Source organism: Staphylococcus sp. FSL W8-0271 (genome assembly GCF_038006605.1).
Classification (GTDB): domain Bacteria; phylum Bacillota; class Bacilli; order Staphylococcales; family Staphylococcaceae; genus Staphylococcus; species Staphylococcus cohnii.
On the sequence record NZ_JBBOVM010000001.1, the window covers coordinates 2317785 to 2335828 of the forward strand.

The following is an 18044-nucleotide window of genomic DNA, read 5'->3' on the forward strand; positions in this document are numbered from 1 at the left end:
GTTATACCTCCTTCACTGTACGTTTTTCTATGCGTTTTTCTATGCGTTTTTCAAAATGTTTTCCTAGATAGATATAATCCACATATACACCTGACAGATGTACATCATCTGGGTCAATTTCACCTAATTCAACAATTTCTTCTACTTCAACGACAGTAGTCTTGGCGGCCATAGCACATAAAGGATTAAAATTACGCGCTGTTTTTTCAAATACTAAATTACCAAATGTATCCGCCTTTTGAGCCTTCACAATACCAAAATCGCCTGTAATGGCACGTTCCATAATGTACGTTTCACCGTCAAATTCTCGTGATTCTTTACCTTCAGCGATCAAAGTACCCACACCTGTTTTTGTGTAAAATGCTGGAATACCTGCACCGCCTGCACGTAGTTTTTCAGCCAACGTACCTTGAGGTGTTAGTGTTACATCTAACTCACCATTGATCAGTTGTTGCTCAAATATTTTATTTTCACCTACATACGAGCTAACCATTTTATCTATTTGTTTTTTCTCAAGTAAACGACCCAATCCAAAATCATCTACACCACAGTTATTACTCACTACGGTTAATCCTTTTGTACCTTTTGTACGAATCGATTCAATGGCATGCTCTGGTATCCCGCATAGCCCAAAACCACCGGCAAGTACTGTCATGCCATCTTCTAAATACTCAAACGCTGTATGTATGTCTTGAATGACTTTAGACATGTAATAACCTCACTTCTTTTTTAAAATTAATACCTAGTATTAAAAACAATTATACTTGAAATTTTTTGCGAAGTCTTTTATTTCATGTTGCCGTTTTCATAAAAAAAGTTGCCATTTTCTTACATGGCAACTTTTAATAATTATGCATTTTATGCGATTTCTATCTGGAAACGACGAACGACTGTGCCATCATCTAATGTTGAAGATTCTATTTCTTCCCCACCATTGTGTAAGATGACAGCTGCAGAGGCTTCATTATCTTTTTCACAAGTAATCAGCGCTTCTTGTACGCCAATACGTGATAAGTAGTCTAATGACTTTTTCAAAATTTTATTACCAAAGCCCTTGTCTCGGTAGCTCTTACGAACACCGTAGCCAACATGGCCGCCAATGATTTTTAATTTTTCATTCAAATGATGGCGAATATTGGCAGCGCCAATAATCTTATCATCATCAATTAAAAACAATGTCGTATTATCTACTGTCTCATCATTAGATTTGTTATCTGCTAATTCATGTACAATTTCTTCAAAATTATTGTATTTGGTAATATTCGTAATCTCAGGCACTACCTTTTCATCGTGATCTATCCATTCTTTCATATAATCACAATATAATGTTTCGTCAGCCATTGTTAACTCTCTAAATTCAACCATGTTGACAATCCTTCCTTTTAGTTGCTATCCCATTGGTTCGTCATGTGTATTGAGATAATACACGTAGTTGTCAGTCCATTGTCCATGTTCGAAAATAAATCCTTTTCGAATACATTCAAATGCAAAACCTAATTTTTCAATTAACTGAATAGAACGTTGATTATCCAAATTGATGTGTGCTTCTATTCTATGAAACTTTAAAGTCTCTTTCGTTTGTTTCACAAGTTCTGATAAAGCTTCATAAGCATACCCTTGATGCCAGTATTGATTATGGATAAAATAACCGATTTCTGCCCATTGAAATTGATCGCGGCTTAAATTTTTAATGTTAAGCATACCAAGATAACGTCCCGTTTTATCAAATATGCCAAATATATACAAATCATCATCTATAATTGCTTGTTGATACTTTAAAACCATTGCCGCAAACCATGGTTCCGTGGCATCTGACATGTCGACTTGGCCTTTATCATGCTTGTATTGCGCAGGATAACGATTTACAAATCCTGACAACCATGACTCATAATCATTTTCTTCTAACGGTCTAATGATAAGCCGTTGTGTAGTGAAATGCAACCCTAAATTATTTTTCATTGAAAAACCCCTTAACATAAGGCGTCAGCAACCAAAACTATAACATCATTTGGCATAAAATCAACCTTTTAATTTATTAAAAATATGAACTGCTTCTAAGGACGATTTTCACTCGTCATGTAGGTCATTCATGATCATCGTGAGTATATCATTTTGTGTCATCATTTCAGTAATCAATTTCTCATTTTTTACATTTAGTGTATCTTTTCCAACAAACCAGCTTGCAAGTTTTTCTGCACTAAAATCCGTATATGCTTTTGTGTGATGTCTTCTCACAGTTTCTGCATAAGGTAAGTCAAAATAATAAATATAACTTTTAATATGAGCATTTGAAATAATGCTCTGTAACATATTACCATATTTTTCCTTATTGAAAATACCTTCTAAAATAACATATTTACAATGCGCTATGCCATATGCTGTAATGTCTTTGATTAGCTCAATTGATAAATTCCCTGGGCTATCAGAAACATTTAACATATGGCGTCTTATTTCGTCTTGACCCACGCACATGACACCATTGCCTAACATGTTTTGTAATTTATGGGCAATGGTCGTTTTGCCACTGCCAGAGTTTCCTCTTAATAATATCAGTTTTGTCATTGTATCACCTAGATCCAAGAAAAATTGTAATTTATGTATATGCTTTCCTAAGTGTTAAACCTATACCCTATTAATATGATTAAAATCAAAAAAGCTAGACAACCCATGTCCATACAATTAGGACATAAGCAGTCTAGCAGTTTGTTGCTTTATTTATATTCGTTTTATATTTAGCTAGTTCGCGTTAAATTGTACCTAGTTCTTTACCTACTTTTTCATATGCCGCTAATGCTTGATCAAGCATTTCTTTTGTATGTGCAGCTGTAGGCATATTACGCACACGACCTGTACCTTTTGGTACTGTTGGAAAGACGATAGATTTCACATAGATACCTTCATCTTTTAAGCGACTACTAAATGCTTGTGTTTCTTTTTCGTCACCTATGATTACTGGTGTAATTGGTGATTCAGAATTACCAATGTCAAAACCTAATTTTTTCAGTCCGTCTTTTAAGTAATTACCATTTTCCCAAAGTTTATCGTGCAATTCTGTTGATGCCATTAATTTCTTAACAGCTTCAGTAATGGCTTTTGTATCACCAGGCGCTAGTGATGTTGAGAATAAGAATGGTCTTGATTGTGCTTTCAACCAATCGATCAATGATTGTGTACCAGCTACATAACCACCGACAACACCAATCGCTTTAGATAATGTACCAATTTGGAAATCAATTTTGTCTTGAAGGCCAAAATGTTTCACTGTACCTGCACCATTGCCCATGACACCAGAGCCATGTGCGTCATCAACATATGTGATTAAACCGAATTCTTCGGCAATTTCTACGATTTCTGGTAATTTGGCAACATCGCCATCCATACTAAATACCCCGTCAGTAATATACATTACTTTATTGTATTGTCCAGATTCAACAGCTTCTTTTGCCTTAGCACGTAAATCATCCATATCTGAATGATTGACACGAATGATTTTCGCTTTAGATAAGCGACATCCATCAATAATTGATGCGTGATTTAATTCGTCTGATAGGATAGCATCATTTTTATTCATCACAGCTGAAATTGCTGCCATATTACAATTAAAACCTGATTGGTATGCAATGGCAGCCTCTGTACCTTTAAATTTCGCTAGTGTTGCTTCCAATTCATCATGAAGGTCTAATGTACCGTTAATAGATCTTACCGCACCTGCACCTACACCATGTGTATCAATGGCATCTTTAGCAGCTTGTTTTAAATCTTCATCTGTTGCAAGTCCTAAATAGTTATTTGAAGACAAATTGACATAATTTTTCCCGTTAATCTTAATCTCTGGTCCATTCGCGCCTTCAATTGTATCAATTTCGTTATAAAGTCCATTTTCTTTCAAATACTGAATATTTTCATCTAAAAAGCCATGTAGTGACTGTACCACTGAAAATCCCCCTTTGAGTTATCTACTATTTAATCTTATCATAACCCATTTTCTTGTATCAGGAAAGTAGAATCACACGAATCACTAAAGCGTTTTCTGCAATTTAATTAAAGTCATAATAATTGTCTCTACAGTAAAGTCATTTAAAATGATATAATAGAATAATCATTTTAAGGAAGAAGGGTTGAAGTTGTTTGATTGGTTTCAACTAGCAAGAGAAAAGGAAAACAGAATGATTCAAATACGTCGCTATTTGCATCAATATCCTGAATTATCATTTGAGGAGTATCACACACGTGACTACATCCTAAATCAACTCAGCCAACTATCATGTGACGTTCGTTCACCCGTCGGACGAAATGGCATCGTCGCAACATTTAATGGACAAGGAGACGGTCCAACGATTGCATTGCGTGCTGATTTTGATGCTTTACCGATCAATGAATTAACAGAAGTAGATTACAAATCTAAAAATCCTGGTGCGATGCATGCATGTGGGCATGATGGCCATACAGCAACATTATTAGCAGTTGCTGAAATAATAGAAGCGTATAAAACCAAATTAAATGGTAATGTCGTACTGATTTTCCAATATGGTGAGGAAATCATGCCGGGTGGCTCTCAAGAAATGATTGATGATGGTTGCTTACAAAATGTAGATAGAGTATATGGAAATCATTTGTGGAGTGGCTATCCTACAGGCACAATTTATTCTCGTCCTGGTGCAATGATGGCTTCTCCCGATGAATTCAACGTAACCATTCATGGTCAAGGTGGACATGGTGCAAAACCACACGAAACAATCGATCCGGTGGTCATTATGGCTGAATTTATCATTAGTGCGCAAAAGATTGTTTCAAGAACAATAGATCCTGTAAAACAAGCTGTTATTAGCTTCGGTATGGTACAGTCTGGTTCAGCAGATAATGTCATTCCAGATACAGCATTTTGCAAAGGCACAGTGCGTACTTTCGATACAGAAGTACAAGCGCATGTGATGCACAAAATGGATAAGCTTTTACAAGGGTTAGCTGTAGCGAACGACATCACTTATGATTTTGATTATATCAAAGGATATTTACCTGTCCATAATAATCCAAAATGTTTTGACATTGTTAAACAAGCTACGAATGATATGAATTTAAGATTTAACGAATCAGAATTAATGATGATTGGCGAAGACTTTTCACATTATCAAAAAGTACGTCCTGGTGCATTCTTTCTAACAGGTTGCGGTAACCCTGAAAAAGGTACCACACACCCACATCATAGTCCGTATTTTAATCTAGATGAAAAAGCGTTAAAATATAGTGCCAGCCAGTTTTTAAAAATATTGGAGTTAGAAAATGTAATAACGCCTTAGGCTTTTGATGCCTAAGGCGTTTTCTATATGCAAATATTCCAATTTTTGAATGATGATCTCATTTATACTAAAAAATAGTCAAAACAAAAAAAGAGTTAACACGAATATAAAAAAGAGTCTCCAAAAATTGGAGACTCTTCAAATCTATATCAAGATAAAATATCTTATTTGTAGATTTCAGTTACAACGCCTGATCCAACAGTACGTCCACCTTCACGGATAGAGAAACGTGTACCGTCTTCGATAGCGATTGGAGAAATTAGTTCAACTTCCATTTCTACGTTGTCGCCAGGCATAACCATTTCAGTACCTTCTGGTAAAGTAACAACACCTGTTACGTCAGTAGTACGGAAATAGAATTGTGGGCGATAGTTACTGAAGAATGGCGTATGACGGCCACCTTCATCTTTTGATAAAACGTAAACTTCCGCTTTAAAGTTTGTGTGTGGTGTAATTGAACCAGGAGCAGCTAAAACTTGACCACGTTGGATGTCTTCACGTGCAACACCACGTAATAACGCACCAATGTTGTCACCAGCTTCAGCGTAGTCTAATAATTTACGGAACATTTCTACACCAGTAACAGTTGTTTTGCTTGAATCTTCTTGCATACCGATGATTTCAACTTCTTCACCGACTTTGATTTGACCACGTTCAACACGGCCTGTAGCAACAGTACCACGACCAGTGATTGAGAATACGTCCTCAACTGGCATCATGAATGGTTTGTCAGAATCACGTTCTGGTGTTGGAATGAAGTCATCAACAGCTTGCATTAAGTCTAAGATTTTTTGCTCATAGTCAGCGTCGCCTTCAAGAGCTTTTAATGCTGAACCAGAGATTACAGGTACATCGTCACCTGGGAAGTCATATTCGCTTAATAAGTCACGAACTTCCATTTCTACTAATTCTAATAATTCTTCATCGTCAACCATGTCAACTTTGTTTAAGAATACAACTAATGCTGGAACACCAACGTTACGTGATAAAAGGATATGTTCACGAGTTTGTGGCATTGGGCCATCAGCAGCAGATACTACTAAGATAGCTCCGTCCATTTGAGCAGCACCAGTGATCATGTTTTTAACATAGTCAGCGTGTCCTGGGCAGTCAACGTGAGCATAGTGACGTTTTTCAGTTGTATACTCGATGTGTGAAGTATTGATTGTGATACCACGTTCTTTTTCTTCTGGAGCGTTATCAATCATGTCGTATGATTGTGCAACAGAGTCACCATTTTTTGCTAAAACAGTTGCGATAGCAGCTGTTAAAGTAGTTTTACCATGGTCAACGTGTCCGATTGTACCAATATTGGCATGTTCTTTTGAGCGATCGAATTTTTCTTTAGCCATTATAAAATCTCTCCTATTCGTTAGAAAATTAATTGTTAAATTTATCTCTCATGACAGTTTCTCACCATCATGAGAAGATGATTTATTTAGGTTAAAAGTACCATACAGTACCTTTATAATGCATTTTCCCTAAAAAATCAATCAATAAAACTGTAAGCCATATAATTAAGCTTTACATGTATTGTACAGACTGTCACTGCACATTACAAGTTTAATTATTCAGCTGATTTATTACCAGTGTTTTTCTTGATAATATCTTCAGAAATTGATTTTGGAACTTCTGCATAGTGATCGAAGTACATAGTGTATGTTCCACGACCTTGTGTATTAGAACGTAATGATGTTGCATAACCGAACATTTCTGAAAGTGGTACAAAGGCATTTACAACTTGTGCATTACCACGAGGTTCCATACCATCAACACGTCCACGACGAGATGTTACGTCACCCATGATGTCGCCCATGTATTCTTCAGGCATTTCAATTGTTACTTTCATCATTGGTTCTAAGATAACAGGATCACATTTTTTAGCAGCTTCTTTAAGTGCTAATGATGCAGCAATTTTGAAGGCCATTTCTGATGAATCGACATCATGGTATGAACCATCAAATAATTTAGCTTTAACATCAATTAATGGATAACCAGCTAATACACCGTTTTCCATAGCATCTTTAAGTCCAGCTTCAACTGATGGAATGTATTCACGAGGAACTACACCACCAACGATAGCGTTTTCGAATTCGAAACCGCCACCTGTTTCGTTTGGTTCAAATTCAATTTTAACATCACCGTATTGTCCACGACCACCAGATTGACGCGCGAATTTACCTTGAACTTGTGCTGATTGCTTAAATGTTTCACGATATGAAACCATTGGCGCACCAACATTACATTCAACGTTAAATTCTTTTTTCATACGGTCAACTAAGATGTCTAAGTGAAGCTCACCCATACCACCGATGATAACTTGTCCAGTTTCTTCGTCAGTGTGTGCATGGAATGTTGGGTCTTCTTCTTGTAACTTAACTAAAGCTGTAGTCATTTTATCTTGGTCAGCTTTAGATTTTGGTTCAACTGATAGGTGAATAACAGGTTCTGGGAAATCCATTGATTCCAAGATAATGTCATTTTTCTCACCACATAAAGTATCACCAGTACCAGTTTCTTTTAGACCTACCGCAGCAGCGATATCTCCTGAGTAAACTGTGTTAAGCTCTTGACGAGAGTTAGCGTGCATTTGTAGTAAACGACCTACACGTTCACGTTTGTTCTTCGTAGAGTTTTTAACATAAGAACCTGATGTTAATGTACCTGAGTACACACGGAAGAATGTTAACTTACCAACATAAGGGTCAGTCATTACTTTGAACGCTAATGCAGCGAACTCAGCATTGTCATCCGCTTTTGCGATAACTTCTTCTTCTGGATCATCAGCACGGTGGCCGACAATTGGTTTAACATCTAATGGTGATGGTAAATAATCAATTACTGCGTTAAGCATTAATTGAACACCTTTGTTTTTGAAGGCAGTACCAACAAGAACTGGGTAGAATTCAATATTATTAGTTGCTTCACGAATAGCGTCTTTTAATTCAGCTACAGTAATTTCTTCGTCACCAAGATATTTTTCCATTAATTCATCACTTGTTTCAGCTACTGCTTCAATAAGTGTTGCACGAGCTTCTTCAGCTCTTTCTTTTTGATCTTCAGGAATTTCAATTTCTTCAATTTCAGTTCCTAAGTCATTGTTGTATTTGAAACATTTCATTTCAACTAAGTCGATGATTGCTTCAAATTCGTCTTCCGCACCAATTGGTAATTGGATTGGTTGTGCATTCGCTTGTAGGCGATCATGAATTGTGCTTACAGCATATTCAAAGTTAGCGCCTAATTTGTCCATTTTGTTTACGAAAACAATACGAGGAACGCTGTAAGTTGTTGCTTGACGCCAAACTGTTTCAGTTTGAGGTTCAACACCTGATTGCGCATCAAGTACTGTTACTGCACCATCAAGTACACGTAATGAACGTTCAACTTCAACAGTGAAGTCTACGTGTCCTGGTGTATCGATGATGTTTACACGGTGATCATCCCATGAAGCTGTTGTTGCAGCTGATGTGATAGTGATACCGCGGTCTTGCTCCTGTTCCATCCAGTCCATTTGTGAAGCTCCTTCATGAGTTTCACCAATTTTATGGATACGTCCAGTATAGTAAAGAATACGTTCAGTCGTAGTTGTTTTACCAGCATCGATGTGAGCCATGATACCGATATTACGAGTTCTTTCTAAACTAAAATCTCTAGCCATGTATTTTTCTCCTTCCAGTATAACTGCGAATAAATACTATAAATATGGCGATGCCCTAAGCATGCACCTAGATAGTAAACTATCCGTGTGGAACATGCTCAGGGAAAAACCTACTATCCTACCAACGATAGTGAGCGAAGGCTTTGTTAGCTTCAGCCATTTTATGAACGTCTTCACGTTTCTTAACTGCACCACCAGTGTTGTTTGCAGCATCTAAAATTTCGTTAGCTAAACGTTCTTCCATCGTTTTTTCACCACGAAGACGTGAATAGTTAACTAACCAACGAAGGCCTAAAGTAGTACGACGTTCTGGACGAACTTCTACAGGTACTTGATAGTTAGAGCCACCTACACGACGTGCTTTAACTTCTAATACTGGCATGATGTTGTCGATAGCTTCTTCGAAAACTTCGATAGCTTCACGACCACTGCGTTCTTGAACTAATTCAAATGCAGAATAAAGAATTTTTTGAGCTGTTCCACGTTTACCATCTAACATAATTTTGTTAATCAATTTAGTAACTAATTTTGAGTTATGAATTGGGTCTGGTAATACGTCTCTTTTTGGTACTGATCCTTTACGAGGCATAATATAAATCCTCCCTTCCTAATTATAATATATTTCCATTATTTATAACGAAAATTTACGCAATCTTAACCTTATTTTTTAGGTTTTTTAGTTCCGTATAATGAACGACCTTGTCTACGACCGTCAACACCTGAAGTATCAAGTGCACCACGTACGATGTGGTAACGCACACCAGGTAAGTCTTTTACACGTCCACCACGTACAAGTACAACACTGTGTTCTTGTAAATTGTGTCCGATACCAGGAATATAAGCGTTGATTTCGATGTTGTTAGACAAACGCACACGAGCATATTTACGTAACGCAGAGTTAGGTTTTTTAGGTGTCATAGTACCTACACGTGTACAAACACCACGTTTTTGTGGTGAGTTTAAGCTAGTGTACTTTTTCTTTTTACTGTTGTAGTTTCTGTTCAATGCTGGTGAATCATAGTTTTTTGATTTACTTTGTCTTGGTTTACGTACTAATTGATTAATAGTTGGCATGAAATATGTCCTCCTCTCTTCTTTTATAATCCCACACATCCAGGTGGTTCATTTTAAAGGTAAATAAAATTTAGTAAGAAAAAATCTTACTAATCTCATTTCAATAATGCAACAACAGTCGCATTAACGTTTATACCTACATACTTTCCTAAAGCTTGTTTGCTCTCGAAAAATGAGATAGATATGTTTTTGTGATTGATTTGACTTAACACGCGAGTCATCAGATGAATCTCAACGTCTTCAGCGATAATCAATGATGTCACTTGATCTTTATTCAATGCTTTCAGCGTTTGTTTAAGACCAATAACATAGTGTTGTTTGTTAAAGCGTGCAACTTTTTCATTAGACATCTAAGTATCCTCCAAAGTTCTGCTTGCATCAACCTTAATAATAATAACATCAAAATTACTGCGTAGTCAACTTTAATTAACATTTTTTGCAGAAAATATATAAAAAAATAAGTGAGCGAAATAAAGATTAAATGTCTCCATCAAATCTTTTATTTCGCCCGAGCTCAAATGGTCAATCGCTTAAAACATATGACATGTGATGAAGTCTTACAACCTCAACACATGTCTATATGTTTAAACAACTTCAAATGAATGATAAAACCATTTTACATCTCAAAAGCTATACTAGATTTCTGTTGGTTGAATTTCTTCAACAACTTCTTCAGGTGTCGCTTTGTCATACTGTACATCACTGTAACGTCTCATACCTGTACCAGCTGGAATAAGCTTACCGATAATAACGTTCTCTTTAAGTCCAAGTAAGTTATCACGTTTACCTTTGATAGCTGCATCTGTAAGTACACGAGTTGTTTCTTGGAATGATGCTGCTGATAAGAAGCTTTCTGTTTCAAGAGAAGCTTTTGTTATACCTAGTAATACAGGTTTAGATGTTGCTGGACGTTTACGTTCTTTGAATGCTTCACGGTTAGCATCTGTAAAGTTATGAATATCTACAAGTGCACCTGGAAGTAATTTCGTATCTCCAGCTTCAATGATACGTACTTTACGTAACATTTGTCTTACCATAACTTCAACGTGTTTATCATCAATTTCAACACCTTGCATACGGTAAACTTTTTGAACTTCTTTTAATAAATAGCTTTCTGTTGCATTTAAACCAGATATAGATAAGAAGTTCTTAGGTTCAATAGAACCTTCTGTAAGTGCTTCACCACGTTCAACACTTTGGCCAACTTCAACTTTTAATCTTGAAGTACCTGAAGCCAAGTAAGATTTCGTTTCATTTGCACCTTTGATGACGATTTCTTGTTGACGATCTTTGGCAACGCTAATGTCATCTACGACACCTTCAATTTCGGTAACGACTGCTTGACCTTTAGGGTTACGCGCTTCGAAGATCTCTTGGATACGAGGAAGACCTTGCGTGATGTCACTACCTGCTACACCACCTGTGTGGAATGTACGCATTGTAAGCTGTGTACCTGGTTCACCGATTGATTGGGCAGCAATTGTACCAACTGCTTCACCAACTTCAACTTTTTCACCAGTAGCAAGGTTTTTACCATAGCATTTTTCACATACACCATGACGTGTGTTACATGTGAATGCTGAACGGATATACATTTCTTCTATACCAGCGTCTGTGATTTTCTTAGCAATTTCTGCTGTTACTAACTCATCTGGACGAACGATAACTTCATCTGTTTCTGGGTGACGAATCGTTTCTTTAGAATAACGACCTTCAATACGTTCGCTAAATGGTTCGATCATTTCAGTACCTTCTTTAATATCAGATACTAGTAAACCACGGTCAGTACCACAGTCTTCTTCACGAACGATAACATCTTGTGCCACATCAACCAGACGACGAGTAAGATAACCAGAGTCCGCTGTTTTAAGTGCTGTATCGGCAAGACCTTTACGCGCACCATGTGTAGAGATAAAGTATTCTAACACCGTTAAACCTTCACGGAATGATGAAGTGATTGGTAATTCAATGATCTTACCTGATGGTGCAGCCATAAGTCCACGCATACCAGCTAACTGTGTAAAGTTAGATGCGTTACCACGAGCACCAGAGTCACTCATCATAAAGATTGGGTTTGTTTTTTCAAGTGAACCCATTAATTCATTTTGAATTTGGTCTTTAGCATCAGTCCAAATTTCAACAACTGCATTGTAACGTTCAAATTCTGTAATTAAACCACGGTTAAATTGTTTTTGTACTTTTTCAACTAGTTTTTCATGTTCATCTAAAATTTGTTGTTTATCTGGTAAGACCACAATGTCAGATACACCAACAGTGATACCAGCTTTAGAAGAGAATTTGAAGCCTAAGTCTTTCATTCTATCTAACATCATAGATGTATCTGTGATGCTGAATCGATTGAAGACTTCTGCAATGATATTTCCTAAGAAATTCTTGTTGAATGGTTCGCTAAGTGGTTGCTCATCAAAATATGCTTTTAATCCACCCTCACCTAATTCAGCAGCAGAAACAAAGTATTTGTCTGGCGTACTGTTTTCAAGGTTATATTTTGTTGGTTCGTTAATGTATGCAAATGAATCAGGAATGATTTCATTAAAGATAACTTTACCAACAGATGTTGTTAAGATTTTTTGATTTTGCGCTTCTGTAAATGTTGGGTTATTAAATGAACTTGCATGCACACCTATACGTGTGTGTAAATGTACATAACCATTTGCGTATGCTTTTAGCACTTCATTTGTATCATTATAAATTGTACCAGTATTTACAGCATCTTTACGTTCTAAAGTAAGGTAATAGTTACCTAATACCATATCTTGTGATGGTGTAACAACAGGTTTACCATCTTTAGGGTTTAAGATGTTTTGTGCTGCAAGCATGAGCATGCGTGCTTCTGCTTGTGCTTCTTTAGATAATGGTACGTGAACAGCCATTTGGTCACCATCAAAGTCAGCGTTATAAGCTGTTGTTGCAAGTGGGTGTAGACGAATGGCACGGCCTTCTACAAGTGTAGGTTCAAATGCTTGAATACCTAATCTATGCAGCGTTGGTGCACGGTTTAAAAGCACTGGATGTTCTTTAATTACGTCTTCTAATACATCCCATACTTCATCATCCATACGTTCAATCTTGCTTTTAGCATTTTTAATGTTTGTCGCAATTTCACGTTGAACTAATTCTTTCATGATGAATGGTTTAAATAGTTCTAAAGCCATTTCTTTAGGTAAGCCACATTGATACATCTTCAAGCTAGGCCCAACAGCGATAACTGAACGACCTGAATAGTCAACACGTTTACCTAATAAGTTTTGACGGAAACGACCTTGTTTACCTTTAAGCATATGTGAAAGTGATTTTAATGGACGATTACCTGGTCCAGTTACTGGACGACCACGACGGCCATTATCGATAAGTGCATCAACTGCTTCTTGTAGCATACGTTTTTCGTTTTGTACGATGATGCCAGGCGCACCTAAATCTAATAAACGTTTTAAACGGTTGTTACGGTTGATAACACGACGATATAAGTCGTTTAAATCACTTGTTGCAAAACGTCCACCGTCTAATTGAACCATTGGTCTGATTTCTGGTGGAATAATTGGAAGTACATCTAATACCATCCATGCTGGATTGTTACCAGAATGTCTGAATGATTCAACTACTTCTAAACGTTTAATCGCACGTGTAAGTCTTTGTCCTGTTGCAGACTCTAACTCATCACGTAATTCTTTTAATTCTGTATCCAAATCAATTTCATCTAATAATTCTTTGATACCTTCAGCACCCATTTTAGCTGTAAATTGACCAGGGAATTTATCATAGTACTCTCTGAATTCTGCTTCAGATAGTAATGTCTTTTTCTCTAAACCAGTTGGTCCTGGATTAACAACAACATAAGAAGCAAAGTAAATCACTTCTTCTAATGCTCTTGGTGACATGTCTAGTAATAGTCCCATGCGGCTTGGAATACCTTTGAAGTACCAAATATGTGAAACTGGCGCAGCTAATTCAATGTGTCCCATTCTTTCACGGCGCACTTTAGATTTAGTTACTTCTACTCCACATCTATCACAAACCATACCTTTATAGCGTACACGTTTGTATTTACCACAACTACATTCCCAGTCTTTTGTAGGTCCGAAAATTCTCTCACAGAATAGACCATCTTTTTCTGGTTTTAAAGTACGATAGTTAATTGTTTCTGGCTTTTTAACCTCACCAAAAGACCATGAACGGATTTTTTCAGGTGAAGCAAGTCCTATTTTCATATAATGGAAATTATTTACATCAATCAAGGAGCCTACCTCCTTCAATTTAGATTAGCTGTGCAAATTGATTGATTGCTCTTTATCAATATTAGATAAACTCATAATGAGGCAAGTACGACGACTTCACCTCAATATGGTATATCTCTTTATAAACTTAAATGCGATCTGTATTAGTCAGTAATTTCTTTTTGTGATTGTGGCGCTTCTTTTTGTTGAAGGTCCACTTTACGTTCTACTGCATCTTCATCTTCGTTATCTTGCATGTCAATTTCATTGTCAAGCTCATCCATAATCTTAACATCTAATCCTAAACTTTGAAGTTCTTTCATCAATACTCTGAATGATTCAGGAACACCAGGTTTAGTAATATTTTCACCTTTGACAATAGATTCGTAAGTTTTAACACGACCTACTGTGTCATCAGATTTATAAGTTAAGATCTCTTGAAGTGTGTAAGCAGCACCATAAGCTTCAAGTGCCCATACCTCCATCTCACCGAAACGTTGTCCACCAAATTGTGCTTTACCACCTAGTGGTTGTTGCGTAACAAGTGAGTATGGTCCAGTTGAACGCGCATGTAATTTATCGTCAACCATGTGTGCAAGTTTCAGCATATACATAACGCCGACTGAAATTCTGTTATCGAATGGTTCACCTGTACGTCCATCATATAATACTGTCTTACCATCACGTGCCATACCTGCTTCTTCAATCGTTGACCATACATCTTCATCACTCGCACCATCAAATACTGGTGATGCAACATGAATACCTAAGTTTTTAGCAGCCATACCTAAATGTAACTCTAATACTTGTCCGATATTCATACGTGATGGAACACCCAATGGGTTCAACATGATGTCAATTGGTGTACCGTCTGGTAAATAAGGCATATCTTCTTCAGGAACTAACTTAGAAATAACACCTTTGTTACCGTGACGACCACACATTTTGTCACCAACATGTATTTTACGTTTTTGAACGATATAAACACGTACTAATTGGTTTACACCTGGAGATAATGTGTCATCTCCTTCTTCACGGTTGAAGACTTTAACATCTAGAACAATACCGCCTGCACCATGAGGTACACGTAATGATGTATCACGTACTTCACGTGCTTTTTCACCGAATATTGCATGTAATAAGCGTTCTTCTGCTGTTAATTCTGTTACACCTTTAGGCGTTACTTTACCTACTAAAATGTCTCCATCATTAACTTCAGCACCTACGTATACAATACCACGGTCATCTAAGTTTTTAAGCGCACTATCTGAAACGTTAGGAATATCACGTGTAATTTCTTCAGGTCCTAGTTTTGTATCACGTGCTTCTGATTCATATTCCTCAATATGAATTGAAGTATATACGTCATCTTTCACTAGGCGTTCACTCATAATTACAGCATCTTCATAGTTGTAACCATCCCATGTCATGAAACCGACAACTACGTTTCTACCTAACGCCATTTCACCAAGTTCCATTGAAGGACCATCGGCTAAAATTTCACCTTTCGTTACGACATCACCTGTAGCAACGATTGGTCTTTGGTTATAACAAGTACCTGTGTTTGAACGTTTGAATTTAGCTAATGGATAGCGATCGATTTCGCCTTCGTATTCTTGTCCATCTTCTTCGATAAGTTGACGTACAAGGATTTCATTAGATTCAACGTGTTCAACACGGCCTTTGTTTTTAGCAACAATTGCTGCACCAGAGTCACGAGCTGCTACGTGTTCCATACCAGTACCTACGAAAGGTGATTCTGGATTCATCAATGGGACTGCTTGACGTTGCATGTTCGCACCCATTAATGCACGGTTAGAGTCATCGTTTTCTAAGAATGGAATACATGCTGTTGCTGCAGAAACAACCTGTTTAGGAGATACATCCATGTAATCCATTTTTTCTTTTGCCATAACTGTGTTATTACCACGGAAACGACAAACAACTTCATCATCTAAGAAGCGACCATTTTCATCTAACTTAGAATTTGCTTGTGCTACTACATAGCTATCTTCTTCGTCAGCTGTTAAATAATCAATTTGATCTGTGATACTATTCGTTTCAAGATCTACTTTACGATATGGCGTTTCAATGAAACCAAATTCATTTACACGTGCATAACTTGATAATGAGTTAATCAAACCAATGTTTGGTCCCTCTGGTGTTTCGATTGGACACATACGACCGTAGTGAGAGTAGTGAACGTCACGCACTTCCATTTGAGCACGTTCACGTGTTAAACCACCAGGTCCTAATGCTGATAGACGACGTTTATGTGTCAATTCCGCTAATGGATTGGCTTGGTCCATGAATTGTGACAATTGAGAACTACCAAAGAATTCTTTAATTGACGCAATAACTGGACGAATATTGATTAATTGTTGTGGTGTAATAGAATCTGTATCTTGGATAGACATTCTTTCACGTACCACACGTTCCATTCTTGATAAACCAATGCGGAATTGGTTTTGTAGTAATTCCCCTACTGAACGTAGACGACGATTACCTAAATGGTCAATATCATCTGTGAATCCAATACCACTTAGTAAATTAAAGAAATATGACATTGATGCGATGATATCAGCTGGTGTAATACATTTCACTTCTGAATCAGGGAACGCATTACCAATAACTGTCGTTGTGCGTCCTTCTTCGTCATTAGGAACATATACTTTAATAGATTGAATTTCTACTGGTTCATCAATCACAGTACCTTCAAGTTCAAAAACTTCACTGTTAGCATTAGATTCTAATACATCCATGATTTCATCTAAATTACGACGATCTAAGACAGTACCTTCTTCAGCTACAATTTCACCTGTTTCAGCATTAACAATTGGTTCTGCTAATTTTTGATTGAATAAACGGTGTTTTAAATGAAGTTTTTTATTCGCTTTATAACGACCCACACTCGCTAAGTCATAACGTTTCGGATCAAAGAAACGTGAGTATAATAAGCTTTTCGCATTTTCTACTGTAGGCGGTTCACCTGGGCGTAAACGCTCATAAATTTCTAATAATGCTTGATCAGTATTTTCTGTACCATCTTTTTCTAATGTATTACGTAAGTACTCATTATCTCCTAAGAGATCAATGATTTCTTGATCTGTTGAGAAGCCTAAAGCTCTTAATAATACTGTTAGTGGTAATTTTCTTGTTCTATCAATACGTACATAAACTACATCTTTAGCATCAGTTTCATACTCTAACCATGCACCACGGTTAGGAATAATTGTTGCATCATAGTTTGTGCGACCATTTTTATCTAATTTTTCATTAAAGTAAACGGATGGTGAACGAACTAATTGTGATACGATAACACGTTCAGCACCATTAATCACAAATGTACCTGTATCTGTCATTAATGGGAAATCACCCATAAACACTTCTTGCTCTTTCACTTCGCCTGTTTCTTTAATGATTAGACGTACTTTTACACGTAGAGGTGCAGAATACGTCGTATCACGGTTTTTCGATTCTTCTAAATCATATTTTGATTCTCCAAGTCTGTAATCAACAAACTCTAAAGACAGATTACCTGTGAAATCTTCAATCGGTGAAATGTCTCTAAACATTTCATATAAACCTTCTTCTAAGAACCACTCGTAAGACTTAGTTTGAATCTCAATTAAATTCGGTAATTCTAATACCTCTGAAATTCTCGCATAGTTTCTACGTTTACGATGTCTTCCATATTGGACAAATTGACCTGCCAAACAGATTCACCCCTCAAAAATTGCGTGTTTACTTTTACTAAATCAGCAAATATAATTAGAC

At 36.8% G+C, this 18044-nt stretch carries 13 protein-coding genes; 1 reads left to right on the forward strand and 12 read right to left on the reverse strand.

The features are described 5' to 3' along the window. Window position 1: 1 nt before the first annotated feature. The 5 genes from NST87_RS11410 to NST87_RS11430 form a co-directional block, all read right to left on the reverse strand. Window positions 2-709: a CoA transferase subunit A gene (locus NST87_RS11410; protein WP_340721732.1), complete on the reverse strand. Its 708-nt coding sequence runs from the start codon at window positions 707-709 to the stop codon at window positions 2-4. Window positions 710-858: 149 nt separating this feature from the next. Further along, window positions 859-1365: a GNAT family N-acetyltransferase gene (locus tag NST87_RS11415; RefSeq protein ID WP_040029896.1), complete on the reverse strand. Its 507-nt coding sequence runs from the start codon at window positions 1363-1365 to the stop codon at window positions 859-861. 24 nt (window positions 1366-1389) lie between these two features. Next, complete coding sequence (locus NST87_RS11420) at window positions 1390-1959, reverse strand: GNAT family N-acetyltransferase (protein ID WP_340721733.1); 570 nt, start codon at window positions 1957-1959, stop codon at window positions 1390-1392. A 108-nt stretch (window positions 1960-2067) separates the two neighbouring features. Further along, a complete protein-coding gene (locus NST87_RS11425) occupies window positions 2068-2562 on the reverse strand; it encodes an AAA family ATPase (RefSeq protein WP_040029894.1) in 495 nt (164 codons plus the stop codon). 184 nt (window positions 2563-2746) lie between these two features. Continuing rightward, a complete protein-coding gene (locus NST87_RS11430; protein WP_040029893.1) occupies window positions 2747-3934 on the reverse strand; it encodes a glycine C-acetyltransferase in 1188 nt (395 codons plus the stop codon). Window positions 3935-4124: 190 nt separating this feature from the next. Here NST87_RS11430 and NST87_RS11435 point away from each other — a divergent pair, with 190 nt between their 5' ends. Continuing rightward, window positions 4125-5297 (forward strand): M20 family metallopeptidase, encoded by a 1173-nt coding sequence (locus NST87_RS11435; RefSeq protein WP_019468561.1) that lies wholly within the window; start codon window positions 4125-4127, stop codon window positions 5295-5297. Between the two features lie 164 nt (window positions 5298-5461). On the opposite strand, the gene tuf is transcribed toward NST87_RS11435, so the two are convergent. From tuf to rpoB, 7 genes are all read right to left on the reverse strand, one after another. Next, the gene (gene tuf, locus NST87_RS11440; protein ID WP_064264070.1) at window positions 5462-6649 is read right to left on the reverse strand and encodes an elongation factor Tu; all 1188 of its coding nucleotides are present in this window, start codon (window positions 6647-6649) and stop codon (window positions 5462-5464) included. 215 nt (window positions 6650-6864) lie between these two features. Beyond that, complete coding sequence (fusA, locus tag NST87_RS11445; RefSeq protein WP_019468563.1) at window positions 6865-8958, reverse strand: elongation factor G; 2094 nt, start codon at window positions 8956-8958, stop codon at window positions 6865-6867. 118 nt (window positions 8959-9076) lie between these two features. Beyond that, entirely contained in the window at window positions 9077-9547 is a 471-nt protein-coding gene (rpsG, locus tag NST87_RS11450) for a 30S ribosomal protein S7 (protein WP_019468564.1), read from the reverse strand. Between the two features lie 71 nt (window positions 9548-9618). Further along, window positions 9619-10032 (reverse strand): 30S ribosomal protein S12, encoded by a 414-nt coding sequence (gene rpsL, locus NST87_RS11455; protein WP_019468565.1) that lies wholly within the window; start codon window positions 10030-10032, stop codon window positions 9619-9621. 95 nt (window positions 10033-10127) lie between these two features. Further along, window positions 10128-10382 (reverse strand): ribosomal L7Ae/L30e/S12e/Gadd45 family protein, encoded by a 255-nt coding sequence (locus NST87_RS11460; protein WP_019468566.1) that lies wholly within the window; start codon window positions 10380-10382, stop codon window positions 10128-10130. Window positions 10383-10667: 285 nt separating this feature from the next. Next, window positions 10668-14261: a DNA-directed RNA polymerase subunit beta' gene (gene rpoC / locus NST87_RS11465; protein ID WP_186299744.1), complete on the reverse strand. Its 3594-nt coding sequence runs from the start codon at window positions 14259-14261 to the stop codon at window positions 10668-10670. A gap of 170 nt (window positions 14262-14431) precedes the next feature. Then, on the reverse strand, window positions 14432-17983 hold the full coding sequence (rpoB, locus tag NST87_RS11470; RefSeq protein WP_340721734.1) for a DNA-directed RNA polymerase subunit beta: 3552 nt from the start codon (window positions 17981-17983) through the stop codon (window positions 14432-14434). Window positions 17984-18044: the final 61 nt, after the last annotated feature.

Coding starts and splice junctions, on each gene's coding strand:
- fusA (WP_019468563.1), bottom strand. CDS start 8,958: ATGGCTAGAGATTTTAGTTTAGAAAGAACTCGTAATATCGGTATCATG.
- tuf (WP_064264070.1), bottom strand. CDS start 6,649: ATGGCTAAAGAAAAATTCGATCGCTCAAAAGAACATGCCAATATTGGT.
- NST87_RS11460 (WP_019468566.1), bottom strand. CDS start 10,382: ATGTCTAATGAAAAAGTTGCACGCTTTAACAAACAACACTATGTTATT.
- NST87_RS11425 (WP_040029894.1), bottom strand. CDS start 2,562: ATGACAAAACTGATATTATTAAGAGGAAACTCTGGCAGTGGCAAAACG.
- rpsL (WP_019468565.1), bottom strand. CDS start 10,032: ATGCCAACTATTAATCAATTAGTACGTAAACCAAGACAAAGTAAATCA.
- rpoC (WP_186299744.1), bottom strand. CDS start 14,261: ATGAAAATAGGACTTGCTTCACCTGAAAAAATCCGTTCATGGTCTTTT.
- NST87_RS11415 (WP_040029896.1), bottom strand. CDS start 1,365: ATGGTTGAATTTAGAGAGTTAACAATGGCTGACGAAACATTATATTGT.
- NST87_RS11410 (WP_340721732.1), bottom strand. CDS start 709: ATGTCTAAAGTCATTCAAGACATACATACAGCGTTTGAGTATTTAGAA.
- rpsG (WP_019468564.1), bottom strand. CDS start 9,547: ATGCCTCGTAAAGGATCAGTACCAAAAAGAGACGTATTACCAGACCCA.
- NST87_RS11420 (WP_340721733.1), bottom strand. CDS start 1,959: ATGAAAAATAATTTAGGGTTGCATTTCACTACACAACGGCTTATCATT.